Source organism: Enterobacter sp. Acro-832, from assembly GCF_011752745.1.
Classification (GTDB): domain Bacteria; phylum Pseudomonadota; class Gammaproteobacteria; order Enterobacterales; family Enterobacteriaceae; genus Enterobacter; species Enterobacter quasiroggenkampii.
Map to the genome: position 1 here is coordinate 258,423 of NZ_VWWX01000004.1, position 23,438 is coordinate 281,860.

Here is a 23,438-nt window from a genome sequence, read left to right on the forward strand (position 1 = left end):
TCGTGCGTCGTTACCTTCCCTGCTTCATTTTGTGGCTCATGATGCTGGCGCTGCTGTCGCGCTACGCGCTGGCCGCCACGCTTCAGGTGGCCCCGGTAACGCTCGATCTGCAGAGCGACCAGCGGGCAGCGGCGGTCTATCTCACTAACAGTGGGAAAGCGGCTATCCATGCGCAGATTCGGGTATACGAATGGACGCAAAAAAACGGTAAAGATGTGCTGGTGGCCACCGGGGAGGTGGTCAGCAGCCCGGCGATGACATCACTGGCGCCGGGCCAGCAGCAGCTGGTGCGCATTATCGTCATGCAGCCCGGCAACCGTGCGCAGGAGCAAAGTTACCGGCTGGTCATCGACGAACTGCCGGACGCCGCGTCCCGTGCCGCCAACCCCTCCGCGGTACACTTCCTGCTGCGCTACTCGATTCCGGTGTTTATTGCCGGGAACCAGAGCGCGCCCGTCAGCCACGATGCCCTGAGCTGTGAGCAGGCAGACATACCGGCCACTCTCCGCTGCTTTAACGCCGGAAACCGCCACATCCGCCTGAGCCACCTTGAGGCCCTGACGGCCGATGGGAAAGTTGTAGGGTCGATTAAAGGCCTGGCGGGCTATGTGCTCCCGGGACAAACCGCCCTTTTATCGCTCAAGCAGCCCACACGTCACGCGCTCAGCGCGCTGCGCGTCTATCTCAATGATGACCATCATGCCAGCCAGATACCTCTGCGCCCGCTCGCTTCTCGCGCTCCTGTTTTGGCTACCGCTCATGCTGTCAGCCCGGACTGACCCCGCCGACACCGTGCAATGGCTGGCCATTACCGTGAACCACGCCCCGCGAGGCGAGCTCTGGGCCTGCCGGGTGGTGGATAATGCGCTATGGATAAGCCGCAGCGACATGAAAAAGCTGGGGCTTCACGCCCCGGAGGATCGCGCCGGGTGGGTTGAGCTGACCTCCCTGCCGGGCCTGAAGGTCAATCTCGACGTGCTGTCCCAGCAGGTGTCGATTACCGCAGAGGCCGACGCGCTCGAAGGCCAGCAGCATCTGACCGTCTCGAAGCCCACGCCGATGTACCGCTATCCTGATGCGCAGCCCGTCAGCGCCTATACGCTCGGATACGCGCTCTACGCCAGCGACGTGCAGGGGAAGCGCCAGCTCAACGCCCAGACCATGCTGACCGCGTCCGGCGGGCTGCCCGGAACGTTCAGCAGCAGTTTTTCAAGCCATGCCGGGGAGGAGAACAGCGCCGGTCGACCGACCCACACGCGTCTCGAAACCCGCTGGCAGTGGGATAACACCGACTCGCTGACCACGCTGGCGCTGGGCGACAGCGTCACCACCGGCACCCGCTGGAGCCGACAGGTGCGCTTTGGCGGGCTGCACTGGGCACGTAACTTTGAACTCAATCCCCAGCTCAATACCGAACCGCGCAGTCGCTACAGCGACACCGCCGTACTGCCTTCCACAGTCGATTTGTATATCGACGGCCTTAAGCAGAGCAGCCAGCGCGTCACGCCGGGAGACTTTCTGCTGGATACCCTGCCTTCCTTCACCGGAAGCGGGCAGGCGGAGGTGGTGATTACCGATATCAACGGCCAGCGTCGCACCGTACAGCTCGATCTCTACGGCGCGCCGGGCATGCTGGCGGAAGGGCTCAGCAGCGGTTCGCTGGACATCGGCTGGATGCGCGAAAACTACGCCCTGCACTCCGACGACTATGCCGCCTCGCCGCTGCTGGACGCAGGCTGGCGCTATGGAGTGAATAATCACCTGACGCTGGCGCTGCATACGGAGCAGCAGCGCAGGCTGCACAACGTGGGCACGGGTGCTGACTGGCTGGTTTCCCCCGCCGTAGGGGTGCTCAGCCAGCACGTTGCCGTGAGCGACAGCCCTTACGGTCAGGGCGTTCAGTGGGGCCTCGGCTGGCAGTGGAACGGCAGAGGAACGGGCATTTCTGCCAGCACCGTCCGAACCGAGGCGGATTTCGCCGACAACGCCCGCATGAGCGGTGCCGCGCCCGTCAGGCGCAGCGACAGCGTGTGGGTAAGCCAGTCCATCCCCCACTTCGGTACCGTGGGCGCGGGCTGGGTACAGCAGAACATTCAGGGCAGCACAGAGCGTTACCTCAACGCCTCCTGGTCGGTGTCGCTGCCGGCACACATCTCCACCACGCTGAGCTACACCCGCTCGTTTACGGATGCGTCGAGTCACGTTCAACTGCTGTTTTCCGTCCCATTGGGTCGCGAGGACACGCTCTCCGCTCAGGCCAGCCGGGATACGCCGCGCATGGATTACCGCCACCAGCCGGACGATGAGGCCGGCGGCTGGTCATGGGAGTTGGGCCAGGGCTTTGGCGAACGACGTGAAAAATATGCGGACGTAGGCTATCTGGGCCGCGCGGGCGAATGGCACGTTGGGCTGCAGCAAGGTGCCAGCCAGGGCAACCAGTACGCCTCCGCCGAAGGTAGTCTGACGCTGCTCGACGGCAGCCTGCACGCGCTGCGCTACATCCAGCAGGGCATGGCGCTGGTCTCCACGCACGGTGTTGGGCACGTACCGGTGATGCTGGAAAACCGCCCGGCCGGTGAAACGGATGAGGACGGTTATCTCCTGCTGACCGACCTGCCGCGCTACCACAATAGCAAGGTCAGCATTAACCCGCTCGATCTGCCCGCCGATGTGATCGCCCCCGTCACCGACATGCATGCCAGACCGGGCAACAGCAGCGCGGTCAAAGTCGAGTTTAACGTCCATCACGCCGTCACGGTTCAGGCCCGGCTGGTCGACAGCCGACGCAGGCCGCTCCCGCTGGGCAGCGTTGTGTCAACGCCGCAGGGTGCCACCATCGTGGGACGCGACGGCTTTATCTGGCTTGAAGATCCGCCCCTGCCGGGTGAGCTGGTGGTGAAGACCGGTGAGGGGGAGTGCCGGGTCACGCTTCCGGCACCGCGTACCGCGTCATCTATACAGAATATCGGAGAACAACTGTGTCACTAAGAGCGCCGTTATTATTGCTGCTCGCCCTGTCCGTGAAGGCGATGGCGGCAGCCTGCTGGATAACCTCCATGCCCGCCATTAACTTTGGCAACGTCGTGGCGGGCAATACCACCTCCGTCAACACCGAGGTCAAGTTTAGCTGCCAGGCCGACAACGAGGGCAGGACGGAATATCTCAACGTCTGCCTCAGCAGCGTAGACGCCCCGCCCTTTGAGATGATCTCGCCGGGGGATCAGGAGGGGAAACAGTACACCCTCCTCTTCCGCCTGCTTAACGGCGCAGCGCGCTCTCAAGAGCTGGGGCCTGCCAGCAACGGGAACCTGATTCAGCAAACCCTGGCCGCGGAGAGCAATGCCAACGTCAGCGGTACCTTTCCGCTTATCGCTACCATTCCGGCAGGGCAAAGCCAGCTTCCGGCCTACCACTATTACAACTACAACATGAATCTGCGTATCGCCTGGCACAGCGCCCTGCGTCAGGATGCCCTGCAAAACTGCTCGGACGGTTCCGCAGAGGGGGAGCAGGTGCAGGGCGGCACCAGCGCGCAGGCCGAAATCAGCCAGGGGTGCTACATCGAGCGCGTGACGCCCCTTAACTTCGGCACCCTGACCAGCACCGCGACCCTGCGTCCGACGCGTTCCACCGCCACCCTCACCACGCGCTGTCCGGCCGGAACCGCGCTCACCCTTGCCATGGGCAAAGGCAACCATGCCAGCGGTAACCAGCGGCAGCTCTGCAACAGCGAGGGCCAGTGCCTGCGCTACGGGCTCTGGCAGGATGAGGCGGCCACGCAACGCTGGGGAGATCAAAGCAGCGGCGATGCGCTGCAGGTCACCAATCCCGCTGGCGGCACCCAGAACTACACCGTTTACGGCGAGGTCCCGGCGCAGCCGCTAACCGGTACCGGGGAATTTATTGATGACGTGATTATCACGCTGACTTATTAAACCACCCAAAATCCTGCCTGGATCAATGTTATCGGTAACAGTGGCGTTAAAATAGCCAACAATGCAGCCCGGCAAGGCGTAGGCCTTCTCTTTTTATTTTTTATCTCTGTTTTTATTACAAGAACTTATGAAATACCTGCTTGCTGACGCCATCGTCTACAACGACGAGGACGGTTCTGTTTCTCTTATCAATGCGCCGGATGAGGATGCGCAGCTCCTCACCTGTACGGCCAATACCATCATGAAGCTGCTGGTTCATCATCATGGGAACGTGGTTGAACGGGAAACCTTTCTCCAGGAAGTCTGGGATCGTCGAGGGCTCCAGGGGTCTAACAACTCCTTAAACCAGTACATCAGCATTCTGCGCAAGATGCTGGCGACCCTGCTTCCCGACGCGCTGTTTATCGTTACCGTACCGAAAACGGGCTTTATGCTCAGCGCAGACGTCACGGTCACTCCGCTGGAGGAGGCTCCGCCGACCGCCGAAACGGCGAAACCTGCATTGCGCGTTCGCCCGGAATGGCTGTTCTGCGGCGCGCTCACGCTGGTCGTCGTTGCGCTATGCCTCTGGATCGCGCTCATCAAGCCGGAAAATTCACAGCGGGAGATCCATCTGCTGACGCACATTGGCACCTGTCCGGTCTACACCTTTACGCCGCTGGCGGACGTGTTTCACGGGAAGGCGATTACGCTGGCGCAAACGCTTCAGAAGGACGGCCATCTTCCGTGCCTGAAAAATTCAATTTTCTACATGCACATTCAGAGAACGCTTTTCTACGGCCACGAAGGGCGGCTGGTGCTCTCCCAATGTTCCCTCACGCAGGGTAAAGCCAGCGCCTGTCGTACGCTTTACTATTACGAGTGGTGATATGAGACACAAAAAAGTTTGGCTAATCCTGATCCTCAACCTGCTGCTGCTGGGCACCGTGCTGGCGTGGTACTTTTACACGCCCCCGCTGTCGGTGGCCTGTGACGGAAACCTGACCTTCTCCGACCGGCGCGACAGCCACGATTTCACCTTTGACGGTGAGATCATTATGCGTTTTCATCCCGACAAAACGGGGTACATCACGGTTAACGGCAGCGTGGTGAATGCCCCGCGCAGCTGGGAGGTTTCCCGCCAGGAGATGTTTAAATGGCGTCACGTGGAAGGCGAACTGTATGAGATCGTTATTCAAAAAGTGGAGCGTTTTAGCCATGACGCCATGCCGCCCGGGGTCTTTGAAAAATACGTTGCCGGCCTGACGCTGGGCAATAAAAGGCTCCTGACAATAGAGCGCACGCCGGAAGACGCGCTGGTGATCAGCAATTTTTATTCGCCGGTGCTGATCTGCTCGGAATAATGTCGACGGGTCAGGTTATACTTGCCGCCATGACTATTCGCATTCGCCCCACCACCCGCAACGACGTTGCCGCCCTGTCCGCCATTGAACGCGCGGCGGCCGGGCGCTTCCGTGGCTTCCCGGCACTCGCCTGGCTTGCCGATTGCGAGGTCATTTCCGCTGAGCAACACCTCGGCTATGTCGAACGCGGGCTAAGCTGGCTGGCGCTGGCAAACGACCACCCCGTCGGGTTTATCCTTGCCGAAGCCCATCCGTCATCACTGTTTATTGTCGAACTCTCGGTTGATCTGGACTGGCAGGGAAAAGGGATCGGCAGGCAGCTCATCGCCTGCGTGGCAGACCAGGCCCGTAACAGGGGGCTGACAGCGCTGACGCTGACGACGTTCAGGAACGTACCGTGGAATGCGCCGTTCTATGCGCGGCTGGGGTTTGAAAAAATGACGACGCTGACGCCTGAACTGCGTCAGAAAAGGGAAGAAGAGACAGCGCACGGTTTCGCATATGAAACCCGCTGCGCCATGCGCCTGCCTCTGTAATATCGCCCGGTGGCGCTGCGCTTACCGGGCCTACAAAACCACGAACCGTAGGCCGGGTAAGGCATAGCCGCCACCCGGCAAAACCACGAACCGTAGGCCGGGTAAGGCATAGCCGCCACCCGGCAAAACCACGAACCGTAGGCCGGGTAAGGCGCAGCCGCCACCCGGCACAAGCCACGAACCGTAGGCCGGGTAAGGCGCAGCCGCCACCCGGCACAACATACGGCGTTAGAACGTTTCCCAGTTATCACCTGCATCAGCGGTAACCGTTTTACGCGCCATCGCCGGTGCTGCAACGGTTTTCGCAGAAGCGAATTCGCGCGCTTTCATCTGCTCCTGCTGAATGCGGAACACCGCCACGGCCTGCGTCAGACGGCTTGCCTGCTCTTCCAGTGCCGCTGCCGCTGCGGCAGACTCTTCCACCAGCGAGGCGTTCTGCTGGGTCACGCGATCCATCTCTGCCACCGCCAGACCGACCTGGTCGATACCGCGGCTCTGCTCGTCAGACGCAGAGGCGATTTCGCCCATGATGTCCGTGACGCGGGTGACCGCATTCACGATCTCACCCATGGTTTCACCGGCACTTTCGACCAGCGTTGACCCCACTTCCACGCGACCCACGGAGTCTTCAATCAGGCTCTTGATCTCGCGTGCCGCCTGGGCGCTGCGCTGGGCCAGGTTACGCACTTCACCTGCTACCACCGCAAAACCGCGGCCCTGCTCGCCCGCACGCGCCGCTTCTACCGCCGCGTTCAGTGCCAGGATGTTGGTCTGGAAAGCAATGCCGTCGATCACGCTGATAATGTCGGCAATTTTCTGCGAACTGCCCGCGATATCGCGCATGGTCTGCACCACGTTATCCACCACTTTGCCGCCTTTCTGCGCGGTTTCGGAGGCGCTCAGGGCAAGATGGCTCGCCTGACGGGCGTTCTCGGCGTTCTGCTTAACGGTCGCCGTCAGCTGCTCCATGCTGGCAGCGGTCTCTTCCAGGGAAGCGGCCTGCTGTTCAGTACGGGAGGAGAGGTCATTGTTGCCCATCGCGATTTCACTCGCGCCGCTGTAGATCGCATTCGCGCCGTTACGCACGTCGCCAACGGTACGCACCAGCTCGCCCTGCATATGGCGCAGCGAGTCGGCCAGTTCACCCATCTCGTTGGTGCCCTGAACTTCAATACGCTTCACCAGGTCGCCGCTGGCGATATGGCGAATGTTGTCGATCAGACGATTCAGCGGGGAGATCAGCGTCTGCTTGATGTTCAGCCAGACGGCCACGATCACCACCAGCACGGCAATCAGGACGCTGATCAGCACCCAGATAGCCTGGCTGTAGGAGCTGTTGCTGTCTTCGACCGCCATCTGGTATAGCTTGTCGTTCTGCTGCAGGTAGCTCACGTACTGCTTCTCAAAACCGTCCTGGTAACTCTGGGTCGGCTGGTCGAAGAAGGCGTTGATTTTGCCCGCGCCCAGCAGCTGGATCAGCTCCGCCAGCGCGCCGTGGTAAATATCATAGTTACGCTTGATCTCCATGGCATCCGCATCGCTTTGACGCGGATCGCGCGGCAGGGCTTCGTAGGCAGCCCAGTTTTTTTCCGCCTGTTTCAGAGACACAGAGGCGATTTGCATCAAATCGTTCACGGTCGCGCCGCTGCCGATATTGCTCTGATCCATCATGTAACGGATACCCGCGCGGTTCAGGGTATTACGGGTTTGCAGCAACGCTACCCAGCTGGCGTTCAGCGTGGACTGTTGCTGGCGAATGGTTTGCAGGACGGTGAAATTCTCTTTGTCATTCTTCAGAGCATTAAAGAAAAGACCACCGGATGTGAGTTGTAAAAGGCCAAATATCGCTAAAACCAGCATTAAGCTGGTGACAATCTTGATACGGTTTAACATGTTTTCTCTTTCCTCAGACAGATACAGAATTTTCGGCCTGGAAAGGGAAAACTTTACGAAATTCATCCTGGAATTTGTGGTTTTTACTCTTCATCCCGCGCTGCGTTATGACGGTTTCCGAGTTCAATAAACTCTTCCAGCAGCGCCGTCAGCTGTTTCATCTTCTCCGGCGTATATTCCGCCTCAATCTGCTGATACGCCTCTTCCACCTGCGCCTGGGCGTGCTCATACAGCGCATTGCCCTCTTTGGTCAGCGAGACGTACAGCTTGCGCTGGTCGTTCACCGGCTTTAAACGCAGCACCAGGCCGTCGCGCTCCATGCGCGTCAGGATGCCGGTCAGGCTCGGGCGCAGGATGCAGGTGCGAAACGCCAGATCGTGAAAATCCATCGACGGATGTTCAGCCAGCACGCGCACAATACGCCACTGCTGCTCGGTAAGATTATGGCGCTTCACAATCGGGCGGAAGTAGGACATCGCCGCTTCCCGCGCCTGCAGCAGCGCGATGGTTAATGAATCATGCATAGCCTGTTCCCTTCACATCATTAACAAGTAAACAAACACTAAAAGATGTTTTTATAAACAACACGTTTTCTGCCAAAAAGTCTAACAGAAACCCATTAATTTTATTAAACTACTGATTTTACTAGACATAAAAAATAATATGTAAATTTATTGTTATTCATATCACAAATTTTTCACTTCTGATTGCGAAATAAACAGCAAAAGCATAAAACCAGATCATTAACATATTAATGAAATCCAAACCGGACCTCCGGCCTGAGGAGTATGTGAATGAAAGGTACCGTTTTTGCCGTCGCCCTCAACCATCAAAGCCAGCGCGAAGCCTGGCGTGAGGCGTTTGAAAAAGCCCCCTACAACACGCCGCCGAAAACGGCGGTGTGGTTTATCAAACCGCATAACACCGTGATTCGCGCGGGCGAGCCCATTCCGTTCCCGCAGGGGGAAACGGTGCTGAGCGGCGCCACGGTGGCGCTGGTCGTGGGTAAAACCGCCAGCAAGGTGCGCGTGGAGGACGCCGCGGAATATATTGCAGGATACGCGCTCGCCAACGAGGTGAGCCTGCCGGAAGAGAGCTTCTACCGCCCGGCCATCAAGGCCAAATGCCGGGACGGATTCTGCCCGCTTGGCGAACCGGTCGCCGTTAATCACGTGGACAACCTGACCATCATCACCGAGATCAACGGCCGCGAAGCGGACCACTGGAACACCGCCGATCTGCAGCGTAACGCTGCCGAACTGCTGAGCGCCCTGAGCGAGTTCGCCACCCTTAATCCCGGCGATGCGATCCTGCTCGGTACCCCGCACAGCCGCGTTGAGATCCGCCCGGGCGATCGCGTGCGTATTCTGGCGGAGGGGTTTCCGCCGCTGGAAAACCCGGTGGTGGGTGAACGCGACGTCGCTAACACACACCGCACGCCGCCGTACGCCACGCTGTTTGCCCTCGGTCTGAACTATGCCGATCACGCCAGCGAGCTGGACTTCAAGCCGCCCACCGAGCCGCTGGTCTTTATCAAAGCGCCGAACACCTTCAACGGTGACAACCAGACCTCGGTGCGCCCGAACAACGTCGAGTACATGCACTATGAAGCGGAGCTGGTGGTGGTCATCGGCAAAACGGCGCGTAAGGTGAGCGAAGCCGAGGCGATGGACTATGTTGCGGGCTATACGGTCTGCAACGACTACGCCATCCGCGACTACCTGGAAAACTACTACCGCCCGAACCTGCGGGTGAAAAGCCGCGACGGGCTGACCCCCATTTCCCCCAACATCGTGCCAAAAGAGGCCATTCCCGACCCGCACAACCTCGCCCTGCGCACCTTCGTTAACGGCGAGCTGCGTCAGGAAGGCACCACGGCGGATCTGATCTTCAGCATCCCGTACCTGATTGCCTACCTGAGCGACTTTATGACCCTGCAGCCGGGCGACATGATTGCCACCGGCACGCCGAAGGGGCTGTCCGACGTGGTGCCGGGCGATGAGGTGGTGGTGGAAGTGGAAGGCGTGGGACGCCTGGTGAACCGAATTGTGAGTGAGGAGACGGCAAAATGAAAAAGATAAACCATTGGATCAACGGTAAAAACGTCGCGGGCAGCGACTACTTCCACACCACTAACCCGGCCTCCGGCGAGGTCCTGGCAGAAGTGGCCTCCGGCGGTGAAGCCGAAATCCATCAGGCCGTTGCCGCCGCCAAAGAGGCGTTCCCGAAGTGGGCCAACCTGCCGATGAAGGAGCGCGCGCGCCTGATGCGTCGTCTGGGCGATCTGATCGACCAGAACGTACCGGAGATCGCCGCCATGGAAACCGCCGATACCGGGCTGCCGATCCACCAGACCAAAAACGTGCTGATCCCGCGCGCCTCGCACAACTTCGAATTTTTCGCCGAGGTGTGCCAGCAAATGAACGGCAAGACCTATCCGGTTGACGACAAGATGCTCAACTACACCCTGGTGCAGCCGGTGGGCGTCTGCGCGTTGGTGTCGCCGTGGAACGTGCCGTTTATGACCGCCACCTGGAAGGTCGCGCCCTGTCTGGCCTTAGGTAATACCGCGGTGTTGAAGATGTCCGAGCTCTCCCCGCTGACCGCCGACCGTCTGGGCGAACTGGCCCTCGAAGCGGGTATTCCGGCGGGCGTGCTGAACGTCGTTCAGGGCTACGGCGCGACGGCAGGCGATGCGCTGGTGCGGCATCACGACGTGCGCGCGGTCTCCTTCACCGGCGGCACCGCCACCGGACGCAACATCATGAAAAACGCCGGGCTGAAGAAGTACTCCATGGAGCTGGGCGGCAAATCCCCGGTACTGATTTTTGAAGACGCGGATATCGAGCGCGCGCTGGACGCCGCCCTGTTCACCATCTTCTCCATCAACGGTGAGCGCTGCACCGCCGGCTCGCGCATCTTTATCCAGCAGAGCATCTACCCGGAATTCGTCAAGCGCTTTGCCGAGCGCGCCAACCGCCTGCGCGTGGGCGATCCGACCGATCCGAACACCCAGATTGGCGCGCTCATCAGCCAACAGCACTGGGAGAAAGTCTCCGGCTATATCCGCCTCGGTATCGAGGAAGGCGCAACCCTGCTGGCGGGCGGCCCGGACAAACCGGTCGATCTGCCTGCACACCTGAAATGCGGCAACTTCCTGCGCCCGACCGTGCTGGCGGATGTTGATAACCGCATGCGCGTGGCGCAGGAGGAGATCTTCGGGCCGGTGGCCTGCCTGCTGCCGTTCAAGGACGAAGCAGAAGGGCTGCGCCTGGCCAACGACGTGGAGTACGGCCTGGCGTCGTACATCTGGACCCAGGACGTCAGCAAAGTGCTCCGTCTGGCGCGCAATATCGAAGCGGGCATGGTGTTCGTGAACACCCAGAACGTGCGCGATCTGCGCCAGCCGTTTGGCGGCGTGAAGGCCTCCGGCACCGGCCGCGAGGGCGGCGAGTACAGCTTCGAGGTGTTCGCGGAGATGAAGAACGTCTGCATCTCCATGGGCGACCATCCGATTCCAAAGTGGGGGATCTGAAAATGGGTAAATTAGCGTTAGCGGCAAAAATCACCCACGTGCCGTCGATGTATCTCTCCGAGCTGCCGGGTAAAAACCACGGCTGCCGCCAGGGCGCTATCGACGGACACAAAGAGATCAGCAAGCGCTGCCGGGAGCTGGGCGTCGATACCATTATCGTCTTCGACACCCACTGGCTGGTGAACAGCGCCTACCACATCAACTGTGCGGACCATTTTTCGGGCGTCTACACCAGCAACGAGCTGCCGCACTTTATCCGCGACATGACTTACGACTACGACGGCAACCCGGAACTCGGCCAGCTGATTGCCGACGAGGCGGTGAAGCTTGGCGTGCGCGCCAAAGCGCACAACATTCCGAGCCTGAAGCTCGAGTACGGCACGCTGGTGCCGATGCGCTACATGAACGCGGATAAGCACTTCAAAGTGGTCTCTATTTCGGCGTTCTGCACGGTTCACGACTTCGCCGACAGCCGCAGGCTGGGCGAGGCCATCGTCAGCGCCATTGAAAAATACGACGGCACCGTGGCGGTGCTCGCCAGCGGCTCGCTGTCGCACCGCTTTATTGACGACCAGCGTGCCGAGGAAGGGATGAACAGCTACACCCGCGAGTTCGACCGCCAGATGGACGAGCGCGTCGTGAAGCTGTGGCGCGAGGGTCAGTTCAAAGAATTCTGCAGCATGCTGCCGGAGTACGCCGACTACTGCTACGGCGAGGGCAATATGCACGACACGGTGATGCTGCTGGGCATGCTCGGCTGGGACAAATACGACGGCAAGGTGGAGTTTCTCACCGAGCTGTTCGCCAGCTCCGGCACCGGCCAGGTCAACGCCGTTTTCCCCCTGCCCGCGTAAGGAGCCACCATGCCGCACTTTATTGCTGAATGTACCGACAACATCCGCGAGCAGGCCGACCTGCCGGCGCTGTTCGCCAAAGTGAACGAGGCGCTCGCCGCCACGGGCATCTTCCCGCTCGGCGGTATCCGCAGCCGCGCCCACTGGCTGGACACCTGGCAGATGGCCGACGGCAAGCACGATTACGCCTTTGTCCATATGACGCTGAAGATTGGTGCCGGGCGCAGCCTGGAGAGCCGGGAGGCCGTGGGGGAGATGCTGTTTGAGCTTATCAAAGCGCACTTCGCGGAGCTGATGGCGAGCCGCTACCTGGCGCTGTCGTTTGAGCTCGACGAGCTGCACCCGACGCTCAATTACAAACAGAACAACGTGCACACGTTGTTTAAGTAGCCGTCTGCTTGCCCGGTGGCGCTTCGCTTACCGGGCCTACAACGGCTCGAACGTAGGCCGGGTAAGCGAAGCGCCACCCGGCAACAGCCGCATAAAGGATACGCCATGCTCGACAAACATACCCATACCCTGATCGCCCATCGTCTGCATCAGGCGGAACAGTCCCGGGAGCAGATCCGCGCGATCTCGCTGGACTATCCGGAGATTACGATTGAAGACGCCTACGCCGTCCAGCGCGAATGGGTGAGCCTGAAGATCGCCGAAGGCCGCGTGCTGAAGGGCCACAAGATCGGCCTCACCTCTAAAGCGATGCAGGCCAGCTCGCAGATCAGCGAGCCGGACTACGGCGCGCTGCTGGACGACATGTTCTTCCATGACGGCAGCGACATTCCCGTCGATCGCTTTATCGTCCCGCGCATTGAAGTGGAGCTGGCGTTCGTGCTGGCAAAACCGCTGCGCGGCCCGAACTGCACGATCTTCGACGTCTATAACGCCACGGATTACGTCATCCCCGCGCTGGAGCTGATCGACGCCCGCTGCCACAACGTCGACCCGGAGACCCAGCGTCCGCGCAAGGTCTTCGACACCATCTCCGATAACGCCGCCAACGCGGGCGTGATCCTCGGCGGCCGTCCGATTAAGCCCGACGAGCTGGACCTGCGCTGGATCTCCGCCCTGCTCTACCGCAACGGCGTGATCGAAGAGACCGGCGTGGCCGCAGGCGTCCTGAACCACCCGGCCAACGGCGTGGCGTGGCTGGCCAACAAGCTTGCGCCGTACGACGTGCAGCTTGAGCCTGGCCAAATCATTCTCGGCGGCTCGTTTACCCGCCCGGTGCCCGCCAGCAGAGGCGACACCTTCCACGTCGATTACGGCAACATGGGCTCCATCAGCTGCCGCTTTGTCTAGGAGAGCACGATGCAAAACGCATTTAAAGCGGCGCTAAAAGCAGGCCGTCCGCAAATTGGGTTATGGCTGGGGCTGACCAGCAGCTACAGCGCCGAGCTGCTGGCCGGAGCAGGATTCGACTGGCTGCTGATCGACGGCGAGCACGCGCCGAACAGCGTTCAGACCGTCTTAACCCAGCTGCAGGCTATCGCCCCTTATCCCAGCCAGCCGGTGGTCCGCCCGTCGTGGAACGACCCGGTGCAGATCAAACAGCTGCTGGACGTGGGTGCGCAAACCCTGCTGGTGCCGATGGTGCAAAACGCCGACGAAGCGCGGCTGGCGGTACGTGCCACCCGCTACCCGCCTGCGGGCATTCGCGGGGTGGGCAGCGCCCTGGCACGCGCGTCGCGCTGGAACCGCATTCCCGATTACCTGCAGCAGGCCAACGACGCCATGTGCGTGCTGGTGCAGATTGAAACCCGCGAGGCGCTGAAAAACCTGCCGCAGATCCTGGACGTGGAAGGTGTCGACGGCGTGTTTATCGGCCCGGCGGATCTGAGCGCCGACATGGGCTTTGCCGGCAATCCGCAGCACCCGGAGGTGCAGGCCGCCATTGAGCAGGCGATCGCGCAGATACGCGCTGCCGGTAAAGCTCCCGGCATCCTGATGGCGAATGAACCGCTGGCAAAACGCTATCTTGAACTCGGCGCGCTGTTTGTTGCCGTCGGGGTCGACACTACCCTGCTTGCCCGCGGCGCGGAAGCGCTGGCGGCACGCTTTATCGAAACACAGGTTACGTCAGTTCATAACAATAAATCCGTCTACTAAACGTAAGAGCTGGAGCGCACCATGACGACCTCTACCCTGCAAACGCATGATAATAAAGCTGTTGAACACCGCGTCATTCACAAGCTGTTCCGACGCCTGATCGTCTTTCTCTTTATCCTGTTTGTCTTCTCGTTCCTTGATCGCATCAACATCGGCTTCGCCGGGCTGACAATGGGTAAAGATCTGGGCCTCACGTCAACCATGTTTGGCCTGGCCGCGACGCTGTTTTACGTCACCTACGTGCTGTGCGGCATCCCGAGCAACATCATGCTGGCGAAGATCGGCGCACGCCGCTGGATCGCCGGGATCATGGTGGTATGGGGTATTGCCTCTACCTGCACCATGTTCGCCACCAGCCCCGAAACCCTTTACGTCCTTCGCATGCTGGTGGGCATTGCCGAAGCCGGTTTTCTGCCGGGTATTCTGGTCTATCTCACCTGGTGGTTCCCGGCCTATCACCGCGCCCGCGCCAACGCGCTGTTTATGATTGCTATGCCGGTCACCATGATGCTCGGCTCGATCCTCTCCGGGTACATTCTGGCGATGGACGGACTGTGGAACCTCAAGGGCTGGCAGTGGCTGTTCCTGCTGGAAGGGCTGCCGTCGGTGGTGCTCGGCGTGGTGACCTGGTTTTACCTCAACGACACGCCGGACCAGGCCACCTGGCTGGATGAGGACGAAAAGCAGGCGCTCAAAACGATGATCGCCCGCGAGCAGGAGGTCGCGATTGCCCAATCCGTCACGCCGCGTTCGACGCTGCGCGAGGTGCTGACCCCGGCGGTGCTGCTCTACACGCTGGCCTACTTCTGCCTGACCAATACGCTGAGTGCGATCAACATCTGGACGCCGCAGATCCTGCAAAGCTTCAACACGGGCAGCAGCAATATCGTCATCGGCCTGCTGGCAGCGATCCCGCAGTTCTGCACCATCCTCGGGATGATCTGGTGGAGCCGCCGTTCCGACAGGCTGAAAGAGCGAAAAAAGCACACCATCCTGCCGTACCTGTTCGCCGCGGCGGGATGGATGCTGGCCTCCGCGACGGATCACAGCCTGATCCAGCTGCTTGGCATCATCATGGCCTCAACCGGATCGTTTACCGCCATGGCGATATTCTGGACCACGCCGGATCGGGTTATTAGCCTGCAGTCCCGCGCGGTGGCGCTGGCGGTGATCAACGCCATCGGCAACGTCGGCTCCGCCGTCAGCCCGCTGCTGATTGGGATCCTGCGCGACGCGACCGGCAGCTTCAGCTCGGGGCTGTGGTTTGTGGCCGGGCTGCTGGTGGTCGGCGCGCTGGTGCTGACGCGCATTCCGATGACGCAGCGGGATCAACAGAGGAACGATCATGTGCCAGAACCCTATCGCCAACATTGATATCAGCAAGGAGTACGACGAAAGTCTGGGCACCGACGATGTGCACTACCAGTCGTTCGCCCGCATGGCGGCCTTTTTTGGCCGCGACATGCAGGCGCATCGTCACGACCAGTACTTTCAGATGCACTTTCTCGATACCGGGCAAATCGAGCTCCAGCTCGACGATCACCGCTATTCGGTGCAGGCGCCGCTGTTTGTCCTCACGCCGCCGTCGGTGCCGCACGCGTTTATCACCGAATCCGACAGCGACGGTCACGTGCTGACGGTGCGCGAGGATCTGATCTGGCCGCTGCTGGAGGTGCTCTACCCCGGCACGCGGGAGGCGTTTGGCCTGCCGGGGATCTGCCTCTCGCTTGCCGACAAGCCGGACGAGCTGGCGGCGCTGAAGCACTACTGGCAGCTGATTGCCCGGGAATCCACGGAGCAGCTGCCCGGGCGCGAGCATACCCTGGTCCTGCTGGCCCAGGCGGTGTTTACCCTGCTGCTGCGCAACGCGAAGCTCGACGACCACGCCTCAGGCGGCATGCGCGGCGAGCTGAAGCTGTTCCAGCGTTTTACCCAGCTGATCGACACCCACTACCACCAGCACTGGACGGTGCCGGAATACGCCAGCGAGCTGCACCTGACCGAATCCCGACTGACCGATATCTGCCGCCGCTTCGCCAACCGTCCGCCAAAACGCCTGATCTTCGACCGCCAGCTGCGGGAGGCCAGGCGCTTGCTGCTCTTCTCCGACAGCACCGTCAGCGAGATTGCCTGGCAGCTGGGGTTCAAAGATCCAGCCTATTTCGCCCGCTTTTTTAACCGCTTAGTGGGATGCTCGCCCAGCGCGTATCGGGCGCAGAAAGTACCGGTTTCCTGAACGCATCACGGTTCGTAGGGCGGGTAAGCGCAGCGCCACCCGCCGAAAAGCCGCACAGATCACAAAACCACATCCCACCCGAAAAGTACCCGTCGTTGTCCCAATCGTCCCTTCACGTTACGCCCCTCTCAGGCTTCAATTAAACAACAAAAACAAAACATAAATTTAACAAATCTATTCCGATACGAGGTCCCTATGAAGCCTGAAGAGTTCCGCGCAGACGCCAAACGTCCGTTAACCGGTGAAGAGTATTTAAAAAGCCTGCAGGACGGTCGTGAGATTTATATCTACGGCGAGCGCGTCAAAGACGTCACCACCCACCCGGCATTTCGCAATGCGGCAGCCTCCATCGCGCAGATGTACGACGCGCTGCACAAGCCGGACATGCAGGACACGCTGTGCTGGGGCACCGACACCGGCAGCGGCGGCTATACCCACAAGTTCTTCCGCGTGGCGAAAAGCGCCGACGACCTGCGCCAGCAGCGCGATGCCATCGCCGAGTGGTCGCGCCTGAGCTACGGCTGGATGGGCCGCACGCCGGACTACAAAGCCGCGTTCGGCTGCGCGCTCGGCGCCAACCCGGCCTTCTACGGCCAGTTCGAGCAGAACGCCCGGAACTGGTACACCCGCATTCAGGAAACCGGCCTGTACTTCAACCACGCCATCGTTAACCCGCCGATCGACCGCCACAAGCCAGCGGACGAGGTAAAAGACGTCTACATCAAGCTGGAGAAAGAGACCGACGCCGGGATTATCGTCAGCGGCGCGAAAGTGGTGGCCACCAACTCCGCCCTGACCCACTACAACATGATCGGCTTTGGATCTGCGCAGGTGATGGGCGAAAACCCGGACTTCGCGCTGATGTTCGTCGCGCCGATGGATGCCGAGGGCGTGAAGCTGATCTCCCGCGCCTCCTACGAGATGGTGGCAGGCGCAACCGGATCCCCGTACGACTATCCGCTCTCCAGCCGCTTTGACGAGAACGATGCCATCCTGGTGATGGATCACGTGCTTATCCCGTGGGAAAACGTGCTGATCTACCGCGATTTCGACCGCTGCCGCCGCTGGACGATGGAAGGCGGCTTTGCGCGAATGTACCCGCTGCAGGCCTGCGTGCGTCTGGCGGTGAAGCTCGACTTCATCACCGCCCTGCTGAAGAAATCCCTGGAGTGTACCGGCACCCTGGAGTTCCGCGGCGTGCAGGCGGATCTCGGCGAAGTGGTGGCATGGCGCAACATGTTCTGGGCGCTGAGCGACTCCATGTGTTCCGAAGCCACGCCGTGGGTCAACGGTGCGTATCTTCCTGACCACGCGGCGTTGCAGACCTACCGCGTGATGGCCCCGATGGCCTACGCGAAGATCAAGAACATCATCGAGCGTAACGTCACCTCCGGGCTGATCTACCTGCCGTCCAGCGCCCGGGATCTGAACAACCCGCAGATCGACCAGTATCTGGCGAAATACGTGCGCGGCTCCAACGGCATGGATCACGTCGAACGCATCAAGATTTTGAAACTGATGTGGGATGCCATCGGCAGCGAGTTTGGCGGTCGTCACGAGCTGTACGAAATTAACTACTCCGGCAGCCAGGATGAGATCCGCCTGCAGTGTCTGCGCCAGGCGCAGAGCTCCGGCAACATGGACAAGATGATGGCGATGGTCGACCGCTGCATGTCCGAATACGACCAACACGGCTGGACGGTGCCGCACCTGCACAATAACAGCGATATCAACATGCTGGATAAGCTGCTGAAATAGCGCAGCGGGAGGTTTTCATGCAATCAGAACAACGCCTGCGTTTTCGCGACGCGATGGCCAGCCTGTCGGCCGCGGTCAATGTTGTCACCACCGAGGGTGAGGCCGGACGCTGCGGCATCACCGCCACCGCTGTCTGCTCGGTCACGGACACCCCGCCGTCGGTGATGGTATGCATCAACGCCAACAGCGCCATGAACCCGGTATTCCAGGGCAACGGCAGGCTGTGCGTTAACGTGCTGAACCACGAACAGGAGATCATGGCTCGCCATTTCGCCGGGATGACCGGAATGACGATGGAGGATCGCTTTGCCCTCTCTTGCTGGCAGAAAGGCCCGCTGGCGCAGCCGGTGCTCAAGGGCGCGCTGGCCAGCCTTGAAGGCGAAATAAGCCAGGTGCAAACCATCGGCACGCATCTGGTTTATCTTGTTGAAATTAAAAACATCATCCTGAGTGATGCGGGCCACGGCCTGATCTACTTCAGGCGACGTTTCCACCCGGTCATGCTGGAGGCGGAAGCCGCCGTGTGATCTCCCTCGCGCTGGCCTTTTTTCCGGCCAGCGCCGCTTTCTGCAAAAACTCCTAAGGTTTCCGCTAAATCACGCCGTTATATACCCATAAGAGAAATTTTCTGTGCCTGAATACTGACAGGTTGTGTCAGTGCCCCCGCATCATTCAGCGCATGCCTATATATACAGGATGACCTTATGGCTAAAACGACGCGGAGCCGCTCGGCTGAACGTCTGGTCGATATTCTCCTTGAGCTACATTTAAACGGTGTGGTAAACCGCAGTGCGCTAATGGAGAAATTTAAAATTACCGAGCGCACCGTCTATCGGGATTTAAATGCACTCTCTCCCATTGTTGAACATACCGGTAACGGGCTATATCGTCTGATTCATTCTGCACAATCGCCCGGCGGACAAGGATTGCACCACACTCTGGCTAACTTTCTGAATGCCGACAGCTTTTTCCCTGAAAGAAATACGGAATTCTGGCAAAAGCTTGAGACGCGCGTAGACGAAAACCATATTCTTATTCTTGGTAATGAAGCGGAACACACGTTAGAACGCGATATTCGCCGTCATTTAACGAAAGTCGAGAAATCGATTAAAAACCATAATGTTTGCCAGATCGTTTATAAGGGCAAAACCCGCCTGATTAATCCCTATAAACTCATTAACAAAAAAAATATATGGTATTTACAAGCCACCGAAAATAGCCGGCTGAAATCCTTCTCATTGAGCCAGATTAGCTGGTTTGATATTCAGAAAACAACCTTCACTCCCGAAGAAAATGTCCTTGAGCTGCTGGAAAAAAGCCTTGATCCCTGGGTGTCCGAAGATACTTTCGCGGTGAAAATATTCATTAAAGATAATATTTCACATTACTTCCTGCGCCGCGATCTTCTGCCGGAACAGGAGCTGCTGGAGGAGCAACAGGGCGGCGTCACGCTGCGCTGCCAGGCGGCCCACGAGAACCAGATCCTGCCGCTGCTGTTCTACTGGCTCCCCCATATTCAGATACTGGAACCGAGCTGGCTGAAGGAGAAGCTCATCAGGACGCTGGAAAGCTATCTGGCCGTGGAGCGTACCCCGAATAATCAAGTGATCTCAATCACATAATTTCGCCCACTGGCGGCGAGCCGAAACCGCTCGTCGCCGCCTTTGACCGCTCACCCGGCACTTTCAACCACTCATTCATTTACCGTCCTTTACGCGCGCGTTGATCTGGCACGATCGCTCCAGCATTAATCAATACCTCCTCACAACGAACCCTGACCCTTTTTTCTTTACATAAAAAACCAGGTCTTACTATGGATACTAAAAAACTACTGAAGCACGTGCCCTGGGCCTTACTCGGGATCCTCGGCGCTTTTTGTCTGGCGGTTGTCGCATTACGCCGGGGCGAACACGTAAGCGCCCTGTGGATCGTGGTCGCGTCGGTTTCCGTCTATCTTGTGGCTTATCGCTACTACAGCTTATACATCGCGCAGAAGGTCATGAAGCTCGACCCAACGCGTGCCACCCCGGCGGTCATTAACAATGACGGCCTGAACTACGTGCCAACCAACCGCTACGTGCTGTTTGGTCACCACTTTGCCGCGATCGCCGGTGCGGGCCCGCTGGTCGGCCCGGTACTGGCCGCGCAGATGGGCTACCTGCCGGGTACGCTCTGGCTGCTGGCGGGCGTGGTGCTGGCGGGTGCGGTGCAGGACTTTATGGTGCTGTTTATCTCTTCTCGCCGTAACGGCGCCTCTCTGGGTGAGATGGTCAAAGAGGAGATGGGCCGCGTGCCGGGGACTATCGCCCTATTCGGCTGCTTCCTGATCATGATCATCATCCTTGCGGTGCTGGCCCTGATCGTGGTGAAAGCGCTGGCCGAAAGCCCGTGGGGTGTCTTCACCGTCTGCTCTACCGTACCGATTGCGCTGTTCATGGGGATCTACATGCGATTCCTGCGTCCGGGACGCGTGGGTGAAGTGTCGGTGATTGGTATCGTACTGCTGGTCGCCTCCATCTACTTCGGCGGCGTGATTGCGCACGACCCGTACTGGGGCCCGGCGCTGACCTTCAAGGACACCACTATCACCTTCGCGCTGATTGGCTATGCATTTATCTCCGCGCTGCTGCCGGTCTGGCTGATTCTGGCCCCGCGTGACTACCTGGCCACCTTCCTTAAAATCGGCGTTATCGTCGGTCTGGCGATCGGCATCCTGCTGATCAACCCGGATCTGAAAATGCCTGCGGTAACGCAGTACATCGACGGTACCGGCCCGCTGTGGAAAGGCGCCCTGTTCCCGTTCCTGTTCATCACCATTGCCTGCGGTGCGGTCTCCGGCTTCCACGCCCTGATCTCCTCCGGTACCACGCCTAAGCTGCTGGCGAACGAGAAAGACGCACGTCTGATCGGCTACGGCGCGATGCTGATGGAGTCCTTCGTGGCGATCATGGCGCTGGTTGCCGCGTCCATCATCGAACCGGGTCTGTACTTTGCGATGAACACCCCACCGGCGGGTCTTGGCATTACTATGCCTAACCTGCACGAGATGGGCGGCGACAACGCGGCGCTGATTATGGCGCAGCTGAAAGACGCCAGCGCACACGCGGCGGCGACCGTCAGCTCCTGGGGCTTCGTGATTTCGCCTGAGCAGATCATGCAGACCGCGAAAGACATCGGCGAACCGTCCGTGCTGAACCGCGCCGGTGGCGCACCGACGCTGGCTGTCGGTATCGCACACGTGTTCCACAAAGTGCTGCCGTGGGCGGACATGGGCTTCTGGTACCACTTCGGTATTCTGTTCGAAGCGCTGTTCATCCTCACCGCGCTGGACGCCGGTACCCGTGCGGGCCGCTTCATGCTGCAGGACCTGCTCGGTAACTTCGTGCCGTTCCTGAAGAAAACCGACTCTCTGGTGGCGGGCATTCTGGGTACGGCGGGCTGCGTCGGCCTGTGGGGCTACCTGCTGTATCAGGGCGTTGTCGACCCGCTCGGCGGCGTGAAGAGCCTGTGGCCGCTGTTCGGTATCTCTAACCAGATGCTGGCTGCCGTGGCGCTGGTGCTCGGCACCGTGGTACTGGTGAAGATGAAGCGCACCAAATACATCTGGGTCACCGTGGTGCCTGCGCTGTGGCTGCTGCTCTGCACCACCTGGGCGCTTGGCCTGAAGCTGTTCAGCGCCAACCCGCAGCTGGAAGGCTTCTTCTTCATGGCTAACCAGTATAAAGAGAAGATTGCCGCAGGCGGCGCAGACCTGACTGCCCAGCAGATTGCCAACATGAACCATATCGTGGTGAACAACTACACCAACGCGGGTCTGAGCATTCTGTTCCTGGTGGTGGTGTACAGCATTATCTTCTACGGCATCAAAACCTGGTTGAAAGTGCGTAACGCTGAAGACCGTACGGATAAAGAAACCCCGTACGTACCGGTGCCGGAAGGCGGCGTGAAGACCTCTTCACACCACTAACACAATGGCGGGTGGCGCTGCGCTGACCCGCCCTACAACGGTACTGTAGGCCCGGTTCGCTGCGCGCCACCGGGCTTTTTCTTATCAGGACACGTTATGTTTGGTAACTTAGGCGAAGCAAAAAAATACCTCGGTCAGGCGGCGAAAATGCTGATTGGCATTCCGGACTATGACAACTACGTTGAGCATATGAAGACCAACCATCCGGATAAGCCATACATGACCTACACCGAATTCTTCCGTGAGCGTCAGGAAGCGCGCTACGGCGGAAGTGGAGAAGGCGGCGTCCGCTGCTGCTAAAGGAGAGACCATGACCCCGATTGCCGTTACCCTGCTGACCGGTTTCCTCGGCGCCGGTAAAACCACCCTGCTGCGCCACATTCTGAACGAGCAGCACGGCTTCAAAATCGCCGTCATCGAAAACGAATTTGGCGAAGTCTCCGTAGACGACCAGCTGATTGGCGATCGCGCCACGCAGATCAAAACCCTGACCAACGGCTGCATCTGCTGCACCCGCTCTAACGAGCTGGAAGACGCCCTGCTGGACCTGCTCGACAGCCGCGATCGCGGTGAAATAGACTTTGACCGTCTGGTGATCGAGTGCACCGGCATGGCCGACCCCGGCCCGATTATTCAGACCTTTTTCTCTCACGAAATCCTCTGCCAGCGCTACCTGCTCGACGGCGTGATTGCCCTGGTCGATGCGGTCCACGCGGACGAGCAGATGAACCAGTTCACCATCGCCCAGTCTCAGGTGGGCTACGCCGACCGCATCCTGCTGACCAAAACCGACGTGGCGGGCGAAAGCGTTAAGCTTCGCGAGCGCCTGACGCGCATCAACTCCCGCGCACCGATTTACACGGTGACGCACGGCGATATCGACCTGTCCCAGCTGTTCAACACCAACGGCTTTATGCTGGAGGAGAATGTCACCGCGAAACCGCGCTTCCACTTTATGGGAGACAAGCAAAACGACGTGGCGTCGATTGTGGTGGAGCTGGATTATCCGGTGGATATCAGCGAAGTCTCCCGCGTAATGGAGAACCTGCTGCTGTCGTTTGCCGACAAGCTGCTGCGCTACAAGGGGATGCTGTGGATTGACGGCGAGCCCAACCGCCTGCTGTTCCAGGGCGTGCAGCGCCTGTACAGCGCCGACTGGGACCGACCGTGGGGCGATGAAGCGCCGCACAGCGTGATGGTGTTTATTGGCATCCAACTGCCGGAAGAGGAGATTCGGGCGGCGTTTGCGGGTCTGAAGAAATAGCCTCCCCGCTT

General features: G+C 59.8%; 22 protein-coding genes. 20 read left to right on the forward strand and 2 right to left on the reverse strand.

What is annotated here, in order from left to right; genetic code table 11:
* Positions 1 to 2 precede the first annotated feature (2 nt).
* The 6 genes from F3J31_RS16035 to F3J31_RS16060 all read left to right on the forward strand — a co-directional run bounded on the left by F3J31_RS16035 (position 3) and on the right by F3J31_RS16060 (position 5,814).
* Positions 3 to 779, forward strand: coding sequence for a molecular chaperone (locus tag F3J31_RS16035; RefSeq protein ID WP_167214083.1), 777 nt, complete (start codon positions 3 to 5; stop codon positions 777 to 779).
* The gene (locus F3J31_RS16040) at positions 700 to 2,988 is read left to right on the forward strand and encodes a fimbria/pilus outer membrane usher protein (RefSeq protein WP_240152768.1); all 2,289 of its coding nucleotides are present in this window, start codon (positions 700 to 702) and stop codon (positions 2,986 to 2,988) included. The genes F3J31_RS16035 and F3J31_RS16040 overlap by 80 nt, the downstream gene beginning before the upstream one ends.
* On the forward strand, positions 2,979 to 3,935 hold the full coding sequence (locus F3J31_RS16045; protein ID WP_167214085.1) for a spore coat protein U domain-containing protein: 957 nt from the start codon (positions 2,979 to 2,981) through the stop codon (positions 3,933 to 3,935). The genes F3J31_RS16040 and F3J31_RS16045 overlap by 10 nt, the downstream gene beginning before the upstream one ends.
* 127 nt (positions 3,936 to 4,062) lie before the next feature.
* The gene (locus F3J31_RS16050) at positions 4,063 to 4,803 is read left to right on the forward strand and encodes a winged helix-turn-helix domain-containing protein (RefSeq protein ID WP_167214087.1); all 741 of its coding nucleotides are present in this window, start codon (positions 4,063 to 4,065) and stop codon (positions 4,801 to 4,803) included.
* Position 4,804: 1 nt separating this feature from the next.
* On the forward strand, positions 4,805 to 5,278 hold the full coding sequence (locus F3J31_RS16055) for a hypothetical protein (protein WP_167214090.1): 474 nt from the start codon (positions 4,805 to 4,807) through the stop codon (positions 5,276 to 5,278).
* 29 nt (positions 5,279 to 5,307) lie between these two features.
* Positions 5,308 to 5,814, forward strand: a complete 507-nt coding sequence (locus F3J31_RS16060) for a GNAT family N-acetyltransferase (RefSeq protein WP_167214093.1) — start codon at positions 5,308 to 5,310, stop codon at positions 5,812 to 5,814.
* Positions 5,815 to 6,042: 228 nt separating this feature from the next.
* Here the strand turns inward: F3J31_RS16060 and tsr are convergent, their stop codons facing one another.
* A complete protein-coding gene (tsr, locus tag F3J31_RS16065; protein ID WP_069720120.1) occupies positions 6,043 to 7,707 on the reverse strand; it encodes a methyl-accepting chemotaxis protein in 1,665 nt (554 codons plus the stop codon).
* A gap of 83 nt (positions 7,708 to 7,790) precedes the next feature.
* Entirely contained in the window at positions 7,791 to 8,231 is a 441-nt protein-coding gene (gene hpaR / locus F3J31_RS16070) for a homoprotocatechuate degradation operon regulator HpaR (protein ID WP_045907716.1), read from the reverse strand.
* A 270-nt stretch (positions 8,232 to 8,501) separates the two neighbouring features.
* On the opposite strand from hpaR, the gene hpaG reads away from it, so the two are divergent.
* The 14 genes from hpaG to yjiA all read left to right on the forward strand — a co-directional run bounded on the left by hpaG (position 8,502) and on the right by yjiA (position 23,427).
* Positions 8,502 to 9,779 carry a 4-hydroxyphenylacetate degradation bifunctional isomerase/decarboxylase gene (hpaG, locus tag F3J31_RS16075; RefSeq protein WP_167214096.1) on the forward strand — a complete coding sequence of 426 codons (1,278 nt, stop codon included), beginning with the start codon at positions 8,502 to 8,504 and terminating at the stop codon, positions 9,777 to 9,779.
* A complete protein-coding gene (gene hpaE / locus F3J31_RS16080) occupies positions 9,776 to 11,242 on the forward strand; it encodes a 5-carboxymethyl-2-hydroxymuconate semialdehyde dehydrogenase (RefSeq protein ID WP_045907714.1) in 1,467 nt (488 codons plus the stop codon). The genes hpaG and hpaE overlap by 4 nt, the downstream gene beginning before the upstream one ends.
* A gap of 2 nt (positions 11,243 to 11,244) precedes the next feature.
* On the forward strand, positions 11,245 to 12,096 hold the full coding sequence (gene hpaD / locus F3J31_RS16085; protein ID WP_014830538.1) for a 3,4-dihydroxyphenylacetate 2,3-dioxygenase: 852 nt from the start codon (positions 11,245 to 11,247) through the stop codon (positions 12,094 to 12,096).
* Positions 12,097 to 12,105: 9 nt separating this feature from the next.
* Positions 12,106 to 12,486, forward strand: a complete 381-nt coding sequence (locus tag F3J31_RS16090) for a 5-carboxymethyl-2-hydroxymuconate Delta-isomerase (RefSeq protein WP_167214099.1) — start codon at positions 12,106 to 12,108, stop codon at positions 12,484 to 12,486.
* 105 nt (positions 12,487 to 12,591) lie between these two features.
* Positions 12,592 to 13,395 carry a 2-oxo-hept-4-ene-1,7-dioate hydratase gene (gene hpaH, locus F3J31_RS16095; RefSeq protein ID WP_024908290.1) on the forward strand — a complete coding sequence of 268 codons (804 nt, stop codon included), beginning with the start codon at positions 12,592 to 12,594 and terminating at the stop codon, positions 13,393 to 13,395.
* 9 nt (positions 13,396 to 13,404) lie between these two features.
* Positions 13,405 to 14,202, forward strand: coding sequence for a 4-hydroxy-2-oxoheptanedioate aldolase (hpaI, locus tag F3J31_RS16100; protein ID WP_167214102.1), 798 nt, complete (start codon positions 13,405 to 13,407; stop codon positions 14,200 to 14,202).
* A gap of 21 nt (positions 14,203 to 14,223) precedes the next feature.
* On the forward strand, positions 14,224 to 15,576 hold the full coding sequence (gene hpaX, locus F3J31_RS16105; RefSeq protein ID WP_063622611.1) for a 4-hydroxyphenylacetate permease: 1,353 nt from the start codon (positions 14,224 to 14,226) through the stop codon (positions 15,574 to 15,576).
* Positions 15,548 to 16,438 carry a 4-hydroxyphenylacetate catabolism regulatory protein HpaA gene (gene hpaA, locus F3J31_RS16110; RefSeq protein WP_048028628.1) on the forward strand — a complete coding sequence of 297 codons (891 nt, stop codon included), beginning with the start codon at positions 15,548 to 15,550 and terminating at the stop codon, positions 16,436 to 16,438. Before hpaX ends, hpaA begins: the two co-directional genes overlap by 29 nt.
* 195 nt (positions 16,439 to 16,633) lie before the next feature.
* A complete protein-coding gene (gene hpaB / locus F3J31_RS16115; protein WP_008501307.1) occupies positions 16,634 to 18,196 on the forward strand; it encodes a 4-hydroxyphenylacetate 3-monooxygenase, oxygenase component in 1,563 nt (520 codons plus the stop codon).
* 17 nt (positions 18,197 to 18,213) lie between these two features.
* Positions 18,214 to 18,723 carry a 4-hydroxyphenylacetate 3-monooxygenase reductase subunit gene (locus tag F3J31_RS16120; RefSeq protein WP_048028630.1) on the forward strand — a complete coding sequence of 170 codons (510 nt, stop codon included), beginning with the start codon at positions 18,214 to 18,216 and terminating at the stop codon, positions 18,721 to 18,723.
* A 177-nt stretch (positions 18,724 to 18,900) separates the two neighbouring features.
* Positions 18,901 to 19,818 (forward strand): WYL domain-containing protein, encoded by a 918-nt coding sequence (locus tag F3J31_RS16125; protein ID WP_045907709.1) that lies wholly within the window; start codon positions 18,901 to 18,903, stop codon positions 19,816 to 19,818.
* A 191-nt stretch (positions 19,819 to 20,009) separates the two neighbouring features.
* Complete coding sequence (locus F3J31_RS16130; RefSeq protein ID WP_167214105.1) at positions 20,010 to 22,163, forward strand: carbon starvation CstA family protein; 2,154 nt, start codon at positions 20,010 to 20,012, stop codon at positions 22,161 to 22,163.
* Positions 22,164 to 22,259: 96 nt separating this feature from the next.
* Positions 22,260 to 22,463 carry a YbdD/YjiX family protein gene (locus F3J31_RS16135; RefSeq protein WP_003856610.1) on the forward strand — a complete coding sequence of 68 codons (204 nt, stop codon included), beginning with the start codon at positions 22,260 to 22,262 and terminating at the stop codon, positions 22,461 to 22,463.
* Between the two features lie 10 nt (positions 22,464 to 22,473).
* Positions 22,474 to 23,427, forward strand: a complete 954-nt coding sequence (gene yjiA, locus F3J31_RS16140; RefSeq protein WP_167214108.1) for a GTPase — start codon at positions 22,474 to 22,476, stop codon at positions 23,425 to 23,427.
* Positions 23,428 to 23,438 lie beyond the last annotated feature (11 nt).